The 12389-nt window shown below is 64.9% G+C and carries 14 protein-coding genes; 4 read left to right on the top strand and 10 right to left on the bottom strand.

Features of this window, described 5'->3' with window-relative positions; all coding sequences use genetic code 11:
- Positions 1–6: 6 nt before the first annotated feature.
- A complete protein-coding gene (locus tag ACWPM1_RS09085) occupies positions 7–1050 on the bottom strand; it encodes a rod shape-determining protein (RefSeq protein WP_455695150.1) in 1044 nt (347 codons plus the stop codon).
- Positions 1051–1240: 190 nt separating this feature from the next.
- Here ACWPM1_RS09085 and mutL point away from each other — a divergent pair, with 190 nt between their 5' ends.
- Positions 1241–3043, top strand: coding sequence for a DNA mismatch repair endonuclease MutL (gene mutL, locus ACWPM1_RS09080; RefSeq protein WP_455694514.1), 1803 nt, complete (start codon positions 1241–1243; stop codon positions 3041–3043).
- Entirely contained in the window at positions 3043–3543 is a 501-nt protein-coding gene (locus ACWPM1_RS09075; protein ID WP_455694513.1) for a hypothetical protein, read from the top strand. Before mutL ends, ACWPM1_RS09075 begins: the two co-directional genes overlap by 1 nt.
- A gap of 1 nt (position 3544) precedes the next feature.
- Here the strand turns inward: ACWPM1_RS09075 and ACWPM1_RS09070 are convergent, their stop codons facing one another.
- The 3 genes from ACWPM1_RS09070 to ychF all read right to left on the bottom strand — a co-directional run bounded on the left by ACWPM1_RS09070 (position 3545) and on the right by ychF (position 6049).
- On the bottom strand, positions 3545–4009 hold the full coding sequence (locus ACWPM1_RS09070; protein WP_455694512.1) for a MaoC family dehydratase: 465 nt from the start codon (positions 4007–4009) through the stop codon (positions 3545–3547).
- An 83-nt stretch (positions 4010–4092) separates the two neighbouring features.
- Complete coding sequence (locus tag ACWPM1_RS09065) at positions 4093–4890, bottom strand: DUF1206 domain-containing protein (protein WP_455694511.1); 798 nt, start codon at positions 4888–4890, stop codon at positions 4093–4095.
- 58 nt (positions 4891–4948) lie between these two features.
- Positions 4949–6049 (bottom strand): redox-regulated ATPase YchF, encoded by a 1101-nt coding sequence (ychF, locus tag ACWPM1_RS09060; RefSeq protein WP_455694510.1) that lies wholly within the window; start codon positions 6047–6049, stop codon positions 4949–4951.
- A gap of 179 nt (positions 6050–6228) precedes the next feature.
- Between ychF and ACWPM1_RS09055 the strand changes: the two genes are divergently transcribed.
- Positions 6229–7278 (top strand): magnesium transporter, encoded by a 1050-nt coding sequence (locus ACWPM1_RS09055; RefSeq protein WP_455694509.1) that lies wholly within the window; start codon positions 6229–6231, stop codon positions 7276–7278.
- Here the strand turns inward: ACWPM1_RS09055 and ACWPM1_RS09050 are convergent.
- Positions 7275–8258, bottom strand: coding sequence for an SDR family oxidoreductase (locus ACWPM1_RS09050; protein ID WP_455694508.1), 984 nt, complete (start codon positions 8256–8258; stop codon positions 7275–7277). The genes ACWPM1_RS09055 and ACWPM1_RS09050 overlap by 4 nt on opposite strands.
- Before the next feature lie 67 nt (positions 8259–8325).
- Between ACWPM1_RS09050 and ACWPM1_RS09045 the strand changes: the two genes are divergently transcribed.
- Positions 8326–8556 (top strand): hypothetical protein, encoded by a 231-nt coding sequence (locus tag ACWPM1_RS09045; protein ID WP_455694507.1) that lies wholly within the window; start codon positions 8326–8328, stop codon positions 8554–8556.
- On the opposite strand, the gene ACWPM1_RS09040 is transcribed toward ACWPM1_RS09045, so the two are convergent.
- The 5 genes from ACWPM1_RS09040 to ACWPM1_RS09020 all read right to left on the bottom strand — a co-directional run bounded on the left by ACWPM1_RS09040 (position 8553) and on the right by ACWPM1_RS09020 (position 12359).
- Positions 8553–9155 carry a CPBP family intramembrane glutamic endopeptidase gene (locus tag ACWPM1_RS09040; RefSeq protein ID WP_455694506.1) on the bottom strand — a complete coding sequence of 201 codons (603 nt, stop codon included), beginning with the start codon at positions 9153–9155 and terminating at the stop codon, positions 8553–8555. The genes ACWPM1_RS09045 and ACWPM1_RS09040 overlap by 4 nt on opposite strands.
- Positions 9148–9717: an aminoacyl-tRNA hydrolase gene (gene pth, locus ACWPM1_RS09035; protein WP_455694505.1), complete on the bottom strand. Its 570-nt coding sequence runs from the start codon at positions 9715–9717 to the stop codon at positions 9148–9150. Before pth ends, ACWPM1_RS09040 begins: the two co-directional genes overlap by 8 nt.
- A 92-nt stretch (positions 9718–9809) precedes the next feature.
- On the bottom strand, positions 9810–10475 hold the full coding sequence (locus ACWPM1_RS09030) for a 50S ribosomal protein L25/general stress protein Ctc (RefSeq protein WP_455694504.1): 666 nt from the start codon (positions 10473–10475) through the stop codon (positions 9810–9812).
- Between the two features lie 106 nt (positions 10476–10581).
- Complete coding sequence (locus ACWPM1_RS09025) at positions 10582–11460, bottom strand: TraB/GumN family protein (RefSeq protein WP_455694503.1); 879 nt, start codon at positions 11458–11460, stop codon at positions 10582–10584.
- On the bottom strand, positions 11457–12359 hold the full coding sequence (locus tag ACWPM1_RS09020; protein ID WP_455694502.1) for a TraB/GumN family protein: 903 nt from the start codon (positions 12357–12359) through the stop codon (positions 11457–11459). Before ACWPM1_RS09020 ends, ACWPM1_RS09025 begins: the two co-directional genes overlap by 4 nt.
- Positions 12360–12389: the final 30 nt, after the last annotated feature.

Below are 12389 nucleotides of genomic sequence, written 5' to 3'. Positions count from 1 at the left end.
AGTCCCTCAAGCGGTCATCAGCACGCCGCGGTAGATCGGATCTTCCATGGCGCGGCCCGTGCCTAGCGCGACACAGCTGAGCGGGTCTTCGGCGATAGACACCGGAAGTCCGGTCTCTTCTCGCAAATGATCATCCAGTCCGCTGATCAACGCACCGCCCCCGGTGAGAACGATGCCTTGATCGACGATGTCGGCGGCGAGCTCGGGCGCGGTGTTCTCGAGCGCGATGCGCACTCCCTCGACGATCGCGCCGATGGGTTCGCTGAGCGCCTCCGCGATGTGACCCTGGTTGATCTGGATTTCCTTCGGCACCCCGTTCACAAGATCACGGCCCTTTATGGTGATGACCTCGCCGATGCCGTCTTCGGGCGGGCGCGCGATGCCGTAATCCTTCTTGATCCGCTCTGCCGTGGCTTCGCCGATGAGGAGGTTGTGGTGCCGACGGACGTAGGAGACAATTGCCTCGTCCATCTTGTCGCCGCCGGTGCGGACCGATGTCGTGTAAGCGAGGCCGCGCAGGCTCAGCACCGCGACTTCGGTCGTCCCGCCGCCGATGTCGACCACCATGCTCCCGACTGGTTCAGTTACCGGCATGTCGGCACCGATGGCAGCCGCCATCGGTTCCAGGATGAGATAGACCTGGCTAGCACCGGCGTTCGATGCCGCGTCGCGGATCGCACGGCGCTCGACCGAGGTGGAGCCCGACGGCACGCAGATCACGATCTCGGGGTATCGCAGCAGGCTCTTCTTCCCGTGCACTTTGCGGATGAAGTGCTTGATCATCTCCTCGGCGATCTCGATGTCGGCAATAACGCCGTCGCGCAGCGGGCGGATCGCCTCGATGCTGTCCGGCGTCTTGCCCATCATCATCTTGGCGTCTTCACCCACGGCCTTGACCCGCTTGATGCCGTTCAGGGTCTCGATCGCGACTACCGAAGGCTCGTTTAGGATAATGCCCTGACCTTCGACATAGACCAGCGTGTTCGCTGTGCCGAGGTCGATCGCCATGTTCTGCGAGCCGAATTTCAGAAGATTCGAGAAGAAGCCCATTTCGTTGCGCATTCCGTTGAGTTTCGAGCCTTCGCCGCGTGGGGAACGCGAAAATGCAGCCCGGGGGTGACGGGGATTAAGGCCCCTTACCGAATGGTGCCTCAAAAGGCTAAAAAAAGATGCAACGCCGTCCCCGGCTATCTTCACGGATCGGCTCGAAATTGTGACGCTTGGTCGCTAGTGCGGGCGCATGGCCGAAATCCGCCGTCTACCCGAGGCGCTAGTCAATCGGATCGCCGCTGGCGAAGTGGTGGAACGGCCGGCTGCGGCGCTCAAGGAGTTGGTCGAGAACGCCATCGACGCGGGGGCCAAGAGGATCGCCGTCTTGTTGGAAGAGGGCGGGCTCGATCGCATCGAGGTTACCGACGACGGCTGCGGGATGGATCGGGACGAGATGGCACTCGCCCTGGAGCGCCATGCTACCTCCAAGCTGCCCGGTGAAAGCATCGAACTGGTCGATACGCTGGGATTCCGCGGGGAGGCCCTACCGAGCATCGCCAGCGTGGCCCGCTTCTCGTTGGAAAGCCGCCCGCGTATTGCCGAGCAAGGGTGGCGGCGAGTGCTCGACCATGGCGAGTTGGTCGAGGAAGGTCCGGCCGCCTTGCCGCCCGGTACGCGGGTACGGGTCGAGCAACTGTTCGGCAAAGTGCCCGCACGGCGCAAGTTCCTTCGTTCCGCCCGCAGCGAATACGCGGCTTGCCTCGACGTCGTGCGGCGACTTGCGATGGCGAGGCCGGAGATCGGTTTCACGCTCGATCATGGGGGCCGCCGGGTGTTCGCGCTGCAGCCGGAACAGGACCTCGTCGACCGGGTCGCGCAGGTGGTTGCGCGCGAGCTGAAGGACAACGGTGTATCGATAGACCTCGAACGCGGAGGGTTGCGGCTCAGCGGCATTGCGGGCCTGCCGACCTACAACCGGGGCGTCGCCGACCACCAGTATCTCTTCGTAAACGGCCGGCCGGTGAAGGACCGCTTGCTGGTAGGTGCGGTGCGCGGGGCTTATTCAGACATGCTGGCGCGCGACCGCCACGCAGTTCTTGCCTTGTTTCTCGACCTGCCGCCGGAGGACGTCGACGTTAACGTCCACCCGGCCAAGACCGAAGTTCGCTTCAGGGATGCGGCAGGCGTGCGCGGGTTTATCGTGTCGGGTCTGCGTCAATCGCTGGCGACCGGCGACCGCCGCAGCGCACAGGCACCCGATGCCGGCGCCATGGGCCGATGGATCGTCGAACCGATGGGCGACGACAGCCCGCGCGAACTGGGCTCGATCTTCGGCGGACGCGACTGGAGCGGGCCTTCGGCAGGGGTGCGAGAAGCATCTGCCGCCTGGCGTAGCCACGAAGGCGAGATGATGACGCTGCCGCGGGGAAGGGCGGCCGAAGCCGAAGCCACAGCGGGGCAAATCGAAGACTACCCACTGGGCGTTGCACGCGGTCAGGTGGCGCAAACCTACATTGTGGCGGAGGCGGCGGACGGCCTCGTCATCGTCGACCAGCATGCCGCGCACGAACGGCTGGTGCTGGAACGCCTTCGGGCTGCCGGCGCGGCGGAGGCGACCTCCAGGGCCCAGGCTCTCCTGATCCCCGAAGTCGTCGAGCTGGACGAACCCGATTGCGATCGTCTCGAGAGTGCCGCGGGTAAGCTCGTCAATATGGGCCTGGCCATCGAGCGCTTCGGACCCGGCGCAGTGCTTGTGAGAAGTCTGCCACATGCGCTCTCCGGTGCCGATCCGGCCAAGCTATTGCGCGACATCGCCGACGACATCGCGCGGCACGGTGAAAGCCTGCTCCTCGGCGAGAAGCTCGATTTGGTGCTCGCGACAATGGCCTGTCATGGCTCGGTGAGGGCGGGGCGCACCCTGTCGGTGGCCGAGATGAACGCCTTGCTGCGCGAGATGGAGCGCACGCCGCGATCCGGTCAATGCAACCATGGGCGGCCTACGTGGGTTAAGCTCCGCATGGAAGACGTCGAAAAGCTGTTCGGGAGACACTGATGCGGGTTGCTCTGGTTCTAACCCTCGCGCTGCTTGGGGCCGCCTGCAGCGAGGACGCGCCGTCACCGGCGGAGAAGGCGCGGCAGGACGATGCCGATGTCGCCGCCGTGAAAGAGGCGCAGGTCCCGCCGCCGGCGCCGGTCGCCCCAGAGCGCATCCTCTATCCCGACATCGAGCGCTACAAATTGCACGGCGCCGGCTGCAACTTTGCACCGGAAGGCAGCATGGCGGCCATTGTGCTCGCACAGCCGGCCCACGGATACATGAAGATCGACGGGAAGCTCGTAGCCTTCGCGCCCGACGTTGGCAGCGGAGACCTGCCGCTCGGGGCCAAGGGCAAGTACACAGCAGGTGCGTGGTCCTTCGTGCTCGATCTTGCCGAAGGTGAAGGCGAGCAAGACGGCAGTGAGACGGTGAACTTCCCTGCGAAACTGGTGCTCCGCAACGATCGCGACCAGATCGTCTACGAAGCGAACGGCATCGCGCAGTGCGGAAGCTGAACTAGTCCTCGATCGGCACTTCGGGGTTGCGCACCTGAATCAGACCGTTCGAGGTCATCTCCATCACCGCCTCATCGTTCTGATTGAAGACCTTCAGGTGCGACTTGAACAGGCCCATTTCGGGGCGTGACTTGCTGCGGCGCTTCTCCAGGATGGCCGTTTCGCATCGCAGCGTATCTCCCGGGTAAACCGGCTTCAGCCACCGCAGATTGTCCACGCCTGGAGAACCGAGCCCAGCCTGGCGGTTCTCCTTCAGGTTCGACACCAACATCGACATCGTCATCGCACAAGTATGCCAGCCACTTGCTGAGAGCCTACGGAAGTGCGTGGCGGCGGCGGCGTCGTCGTCGAGGTGGAACGGCTGCGGATCGTACTTCGTGGCGAATTCCATAACCTCTTCACGCGTGACCTCGTAACGGCCGAAGCGAGAGGTTTTGCCGACCTCGATATCCTCGAAATACTGCACCGCGGTCGATCTCCCACATGAAACGCTCGACCTCATGTAGCCGATCGAAGCCAGGGAAACAGGGGGAGGCGGACCGCTAGCCCCTAGATATGCGGCTTCAAGTCGCCGCGACCTACGTCCGGTATGATGCGGTAGCGGGCCACGATCAGGCTGAAGAGCCCGAACAGGATCAGGCCGATTGCGACGAGCGAATAGAGGAGGCCCATGCCGCTCAGCGCGACGAGTGCGTCGCCCAGACCTTTGACCTCGCTCGACTGGGATAGCCCCGCGCCCTTGATCATCGACCATCCGATCAGCAGGAACACCACCGCTCGCGCCGCGTGGCCCGCGCGACCGATCGGGCGGACATAGTTGGGCGCACCGCCCCCGACGCGCTTCATGAAGTTGGCGGTCCAGGCCGACTTCGCCTGCATCGCCGCGCCGATGATGAACCCGATGCCCACCAAGCCCAGCACCAGCGGGCCAAGATCCCAGGTCAACACGCTACTGGCGGCCTCCTGTCCGCCGCCGTCACCGCTCGATTGCTGCTTGTCGCCATTCGCGAACTGGTAGGCGGTGTAGGCGAGAAACAGGTGAGCGATCCCGCTTGCGCCCGAGCCGATGCGCTTGGCGCGGCCGGAGGCGTCGTCGCCGTGGTTTTCCACATCGCTCGCCGCGTCGATCAGCTTGAACAGCGCATAGGCCAGCAGGCCGAGCGCGACGAGGTAGAGAAGCGGCTTTCCGAGCGGAACGTCCTGGATCAGGTCGAAAACCGCGCTCTGGCCGTCCTTTGCCTTGCCCGCCGTAGATAGCGCGAGGTAGCCAAGCAGAAGGTACACGACGCCTCGCGCGGCGTATCCAAGTCGCACGAGCCAACTGAACTTTTCGGATTTATCGACCATCGCGGCACTCTCCCTTTCGCGCCTAACGGATAGCGCGCGGGTTAGTGCCCCGGCCGGATCACACGTTGAACTTGAACATCATCACGTCACCGTCCTGGACCAGGTACTCCTTGCCTTCCTGGCGAAGCTTACCCGCCTCGCGCGCACCGCCTTCGCCCTTCAAGGCGATGTAGTCGTCGTAGGCGATCGTCTCTGCCCGGATGAAGCCCCGTTCGAAGTCGGTATGAATCTCGCCCGCCGCCTGGGGCGCCTTGGCACCGGCGGGAAATGTCCACGCGCGCGCTTCCTTGGGACCGGCCGTGAAGAAGGTCTTCAGGCCCAGAAGCGTGTAACCGGCCCGGATGACCCGGGCGAGGCCGCTCTCGGTGAGGCCAAGCGCGTCGAGATACTCCGAACGCTCTTCTTGCGGCATCGCGACAAGCTCGCTCTCGATCGCCGCAGACACCACTACTGCTTGCGCTCCCTCGGCCCCTGCCTTCTCGAACACCTTGGCCGACAGCTCGTTGCCTTCGGCGGCATCTTCTTCGGCGACATTGCAGACGTAAAGGACCGGCTTGGCCGTCAGCAGCTGGGCCTGAGCGAGCGTCCGCACCTCATCCTCGCCATTGGGTTCGGTCAGGCGGGCAGGCTTGCCTTCGCGCAGCAGTTCGAGCGCCTGGCCGAGCACGCTGGCCATCACTTTGGCTTCCTTGTCGCCGGCAGCCGCTTTCTTGGCGGCGGCGGGGACACGCTTTTCAAGGCTCTCGAGGTCGGCGAGCATCAGCTCGGTCTCGACCACCTCGGCGTCGGCGATCGGATCGACGCGGTTGTTCACATGCTGGATGTCGTCGTCCTCGAAGCAACGCAAGACGTGGACGATTGCATCGACTTCGCGAATGTTGCCGAGGAACTGATTGCCGAGCCCTTCGCCCCTGCTTGCGCCCTTCACGAGGCCGGCGATGTCGACGAAGGCAAGCTGGGTCGGCACGATCTTGGCCGACTTGGCGATCGCGGCGATATTCTCCAGCCGCTCGTCGGGCACCGCGACCTGGCCCACATTGGGCTCGATCGTGCAGAACGGATAGTTCGCGGCCTGCGCGGCCTGCGTCTCGGTAAGGGCATTGAACAGCGTCGACTTGCCGACATTCGGCAGGCCGACGATTCCGCAACGGAAACCCATCGGTCACTCCGGGTGGGGGTGGGTGAAGGGGCGGCCCTTAGCCGAGCCGGGCCGCCGTGCAAAGCGCGGGCGCCCGCGCGGGTGCATGAAAGTCGGTTGCCGCCTCGCGCGTTGTGACTAACTTGCCGCGATAACAAACGGGTGTGCGCGAGTCGGATGGTCATTAGGGAGGACCGCGAATGACTGCTGCTGTCCTGGCGCTCGAGCCACAAACACCGCTGCCGTTGGCGGAAGAGGGGCGGGAGGATACGGCCGCCACGACGATCGGCGAACTGATGGATCAGCCCGTCGGCGTCTTCGGCCCGGCGACGACCGTCTCCGAAGCGATCGAGGTACTCCGCGAACAGGTCAAGAGTGCCTTCGTCACTTATCTCTACATCGTCGACGAGACGGAGCGGTTGTTGGGCCTGGTCGTGATGCGCGAGATGCTGCTGGCCGAGCCGGACGCAACGCTGGAATCGCTGATGATCGCCGATCCCTTCGCCCTAGATAGCGGGTTGCCGCTGGCGGATGCGCTGAAACTGGCGCTGCACAAGCATTTCCCCGTTTATCCGGTGGTTGATAGACGTCGCAAGTTGGTCGGCTTGGTGCGAGGCGCCGACCTGTTCGCCAACCGCGCCATCGCGATCTCCGCGCAATCAGGCTCGATGGTCGGCGTCGACAAGGAGGAGCGGCTGGGCACGTCGCTCGTCCGCTCTCTCAAGCTGCGTCACCCTTGGTTGCAGGTGAACCTTCTCACCGCCTTCATCGCCGCCGGCGTGGTCGGGGTGTTCGAGGACACGCTCAGCCGGCTTGTCATCCTGGCGGTATTCCTACCGGTAATGGCGGGGCAGACGGGCAACACCGGATGCCAGGCATTGGCGGTGACTCTGCGCGGCATGACATTGGGGGACGTAAAGCCCGGCGCGGAGCCCGGTATGGTGCGCAAGGAAGCGACACTCGGCTTTCTCAACGGCGGTCTCGTCGGGCTAACCGCCGGGCTTGGCATGTTTATCTACGCAACGATGCAGGGGGAGGCGAGCCCCCTGACCTTCGCGGCGGTGGTGTTCCTGGCCATGATTACAGCCTGCTCGGTAGCTGGCGTGGCCGGCGCGATGATCCCCATGACGCTCAAAAAGCTCGGTGCCGATCCGGCTACGGCATCAAGCATCTTCCTGACGACGGCAAGCGACGTGGCCAGCATGGGAATTTTCCTCACGCTGGCGACAATCATGCTGCCCGGCGCCTAGTCGAGCACGCCTTCGACGAACGGTGCCATCGGCGAGCGGCCAAGCATTGCGCGCTGCGCTTCGGCCGACACGCGGTTGATCTCCGTTTGCGGCACTCCGCCCTGGCTGACCGGCTTGCGGAGCGGGCGGGTGCCAGCCGGCATCGCGATGATTGCAGCGATAGCCCGCGGCACGTCCATTATATCGGCGCTGCGCCCCGAACCGTCCTCGGTGCCCATGCGCGCCACGACCTGCGGGTAACCGTCGGCATGGCGGGCGGGGGTGCGCGCCTTGAGCGCGCCGGAATAGGCATTGCGATTGACCCACACCTTGGTCGGATAGCCGCCGGGCTGGATGATCGTAACTTCGATCCCGTGCGGCGCGACTTCATAGGCGAGTTGTTCGAACATTGCCTCGACCGCGAACTTGGTCGCCGAATAGTGACCTGCGAAAGGCGCGATCACCCGGCCGAGCTGGCTCGAGATGGCGAAGATCTGCCCGCTCTTGCGCGCGCGCATGCCGGGCAGCACGGCACGGGCAAGCCGGTGATAGCCGAACACGTTGGTGTCGAAGGCGAGCCGGGTGGCTTCCATATCCTGCACCTCGACAGGGCCGGTGATGCCGACGCCGGCGTTGTTGACCAGCACGTCGAGGCCGCGGCCGGTTAGCCCCTCAGCTTCTGCCACAGCGCGGTTGACCATGTCCTCGTCGGTCACGTCGAGCTCGAGCACCGTGAGATCGAGATCCTCGTCTCGCGCGAGCTTGCCCAATTCCTCGGCCTCCGTCCGCGGCACGTTGCGCATCGTGGCAAAGACCTTCGCCCCCGCGCGGGCAAAATGCTCGGCACTGGCGCGCCCGAAACCCGACGAGCTCCCGGTGATGAGGATCGATTTTTCCTTGAGATTGGGGAGGGCGGTCGGCTCTACGGCCTTGGCGGAGGCGACTAGCGCCCCGGTGGCGGCGGCACCGGCAAGCAGGGAACGGCGGTCGATGGCAGGCATTGAAGACTCCTCTCGGGGCCCGACGCTAACGCCGAAGCTCCGTTTCGCCAATCGAGGAGCGAGTGACATGCACCGGTCGACGAGCGTCGTTGTTCTCGCGCTTTTGCTCGCCGCCTGCGAGACCACCAACTCGGACGACTGGACAGGCGGTGCGAGCACGGCCTTCAATCAAGCCGAGCGCAGTTGCAGCGCGCTGATGACGGACATCGAACGCGAAGACCGTCGCCGGGATTTCTACATCGGCTGCATGCGATCTCTCGGATGGACCCCCAAGCCGGGCGCCTCGATCGAGATCTAGGAGGTTTCGGGCGGATTGATGTAGCCGAGCCGCAGCAACTCGCTTCGCAGCACATGGAGTGCCCACACATCGTAGACGGCGTGACCGATGATCGCCGTCAGCAAGCTCCCGGTCCACCAATAGACCGCGCCGAACATCAACCCGATCATGAAGATCAACGCACCGACCTGCGGTTTCGCGAGATGAAAGAGGGCGAAGATCAGGGCGCTCGCGACGATCGCGAATACCGGCCCCGCGCTGTCCTGCACGAGCGTCATGATCCCGCCTCGAAAGAGGGCTTCCTCGCCGAGGCCGGCGCACAGCGCGATCCAGACGTAGAGCCGGGAATCGGCACGCTCCGCAAACAGCACGGCCAGGTGCGACTGGAGGTGGGCGGTGTGTTCCAGGAACGCCGGCCACTGGCGAAAGGCGATGGCCGCCAGCGCAATCATCAGCAAACCGAAAGAAAGGCCGCCTGCAACCGGTCGCCAGCCGAAGTCGATGAAATCGGAATGCTCGCGGCCTGAGTAGTGCCACATGAGGGCGCCGGCGGCCACGAAGAGGGCGGTCTGCAGACCAAGCCCGACGGCGACGCGCGCGGGCGGGAGCGCCTCACTCATGGAGTCGGCGGGCGACCTCGCTCATGAAGCGCGCGTCGTCTCCCTGAGCCAGCCAATCGGCTTCGGCCGCAAGGGCGCCGAGCATGGCGGCGAGATCGTCCATCTCCGCCTTCGCGAAGTTACCCAGGACATGCCCGGTAACTCGATCCTTATGTCCGGGGTGGCCGATGCCCATTCGCACGCGGCGAAACTCGGGGCCGAGATGCTGATCGAGCGAGCGCAGGCCGTTATGGCCGGCGAGGCCGCCGCCGATGCGCACTTTGACCTTGAACGGCGCCAAATCGAGCTCGTCGTGGAATACCGTCAGCGCCTTGACGCCGAGCTTGTAGAACCGCAGCACCTCGGACACCGACCGGCCGCTCTCGTTCATATAAGTCGCCGGCTTGAGCAGGAGGATCTTTTGGGCGCCGATGCGTCCTTCCTGGACCCAACCGCTGAACTTCTTCTGGACTGGACCGAAGCCGTGCACGTCGGCGATCACGTCGACGGCCATGAAACCGACGTTGTGGCGATGCAGCGCGTACTGCTGACCGGGGTTACCGAGACCTGCCCAGATTTGCATGGCGGGCTCCTATCGCGCGAGGGATGAAAAGCAAAACGCCGGCCCCCTCGCGAAGACCGGCGTTTGCCGTGTTCTGTACGTGGAAGGGGGGATTACTCCTCCGCTGCTTCCTCGGTGGTCTCTTCGCTCGATGCATCGGCGGCGGCGGCGGGTGCCTCGTCCTCGGCATCTTCGCCTTCCGACCGCTTGAGCGCGGACGGCGCGACCAAGGTCGCGATGGTGAAGTCGCGGTCGGTGATCGCGCTTTCCGTGCCGGCGGGCAGGGTAACCTCGCTGATATGGATCGAATCGCCGATGTCCTTGCCGGTGACATCGATCGTGATGTCGTCGGGGATCTTGTCCGACTCGCAAACCAGCTCGAGCTCGTGGCGAACGATGTTGAGCACGCCGCCCTTCTTGAGGCCGGGGCTGTCCTCTTCGTTGACGAAGATCACCGGCACGGCGACCTGAATCTTCGAGTCCTTCGACAGGCGCAGGAAATCGACGTGAAGGGGACGGTCGCTGACCGGATCGAACGCGACGTCCTTGGGAATCGCGCGGACTTGCTTTCCGGCGACTTCGACCATCACGATCGAGTTCATGAAGTGTCCGGTGCCGAGCTGACGCATCAGCTCCTTCGCCTCGACGTGGATCGGGGTGGGTTCTTCCTTGCCGCCGTAAATCACGGCGGGGACTCGGCCTTCGCGGCGCAATACACGGGAGGCTCCCTTGCCAGCCCGTTCGCGCGCCTCGGCCGGCAGGGTCAGAGCTTCGCTCATCGTAGTGCCTTTCAAATGCGGGTTTCAACCGGTCCGCCACGCCTCCAGGGATGACCATGACGCCGGAAGCGCGGGCCGTTAGCGGGCGGATGCCGAAAAGGCAAGCTCAGCGTAGGCGGCGGACCGTGTAGCCTTCGCTCGCGAGCAGTTCGGGGAGACCTTCGGGCGGAGCAAGGTGCGCGGCGCCGACCGCGACCAACGGGCGGCGGCCCGCCTCCAGCATGGCGTCGATACGCGCCGCCCACGCGCGGTTGCGCTGGACCAGCATCGCGTCCTTGAGCTCCGGATCGGCGAGCATGCCCTCGTCGCCCTCGCGGGCGATCGCATCCATGTCGCCCTTCAGCCACAGCTTGGCGAGCTTGGCGGAGTCGGCGCTGGTCATCGTATCTTCCTCGACCACGGCGCGAAGCAGGTCGCGCTGATCTTCCTCGGGCAGGCGGTCGAAAATGGCGAACTGGCCTTCGACCCCTTCCAGCTCCTCGACCGGCCGGGCGCGAAAGTCGCGCAGAAGGGCGCGATCGACGCCGTTATCGGCTCTCGTGTCGTCCGCCAGTTGAGCAAGAGTGATTGCCGCGGCCCAGGTCTCGACCGCCTTGAAATCCGCTTCGCGATAACCGCCCTTGGTGAGCAGCGCCCCGAGCTTCGGTCGCAAGTCGGCGGGCACTCGCTCGGACAGCGGGGGAAGACCTTCTGCGGAGTGCGACAAGCGGGTGAACGTAGCGGCGAGTTTGCCCGTGTCCGAGAGATCCTCGACCTCGACCACCAGAAGATCGGCCCCGACGATCGCCTTGTCGATCGCCGGGGTCCGCCATTGCGCTCCGTCGGGGAGGGCGTGGATGGTGCCGAAAAGCCAGCCGGCGGGCCGGCCGTCCGCTAGTTGAATCTCCCACAAGGCGGGGTCGGCCGCCGGTAGATCGGGAGGTGCGGCCCGCTCGCACGCGCTCAGCGCAAGCGCCGCAAGCAGGCCGATGACAGCGCGGATCATTGCACCCGCTTGCTCTTGATGCCCCGCTCGGCCAGCGCGTACTGAACGCTCTGATTGCCCGCCAGATGGCCTGCGCCGACCGCCATGAACACCGTGCCGGGGCGGTCGAGGCGGTCGTCGATCCACTGGGCCCAGTTGCGGTTGCGCGCATAGAGCAGCCGGTCGGCCAGCGCGGGATCGTCCATCGCCGCGTTCATCAGCTCGGCGAGCTTGTCCGCATCGCCCGCCTGCCACGCGGCGACCATGTCGTCGAGCGACGGCACGACCTTGTCGATATTCTCGGCCGTCGTGGTGAGGAAGCGGATCTGCGCTTCCTGCGGCAGCTCGTCGAACAGCTTCATCTGACTGTCGAGCGTCTCGACCGCCCCCCGCTCGATCGTGCCGGCCTTCGTCTCGAGGACTTTCTCGACGCCCTTGTCGAGCTTGTAGCCGCTTTGCATCAGCGGGAGGACCGACATGGTCATTGCCGCGAACCAGGGTTCGAAGCGGTCGAATGCCTCGGGCGGTACCTTGATCTTGGCCAACGCAGCTTCGTAAGTCGTCCGCTGCTCGGCGGTGAGCAGGCTGCGCAAGGTCTTTTCGGGCGGCAGCGTGGCCATCGACATGATGGTCTGCTGCGCGGACGGATCGGTCAGCGCGCTCGGCGGCAGCTCGGTGACGATGGAATCGGAGGCTGCAAGCGCGCTCGATATGCGGCCGTCGAACCAGTTGGTGGTCTCTGGCAACACATGAACGGTGCCGAACAGGTAGATGGTGGTGTCTTCGTCGGCCACTTTCCACAGCGCGGGACCGGCCGGAACGGCGGCGACCGCGACCGGCTCGGCAGCGGTGGTTGCGCAAGCCGACAGCGCGAAAAGGGCGGTGGCGGGAACGAGAGTGCAGGCTAGTCTTCTGAACACGTGAATGTGCCTCCTGATTACGAGATACGG

The sequence above is a fragment of the Tsuneonella sp. HG249 genome (genome assembly GCF_053819205.1).
Note: the sequence above shows the minus strand (reverse complement) of the source record. Positions and strands in the feature narration are given on the sequence as shown.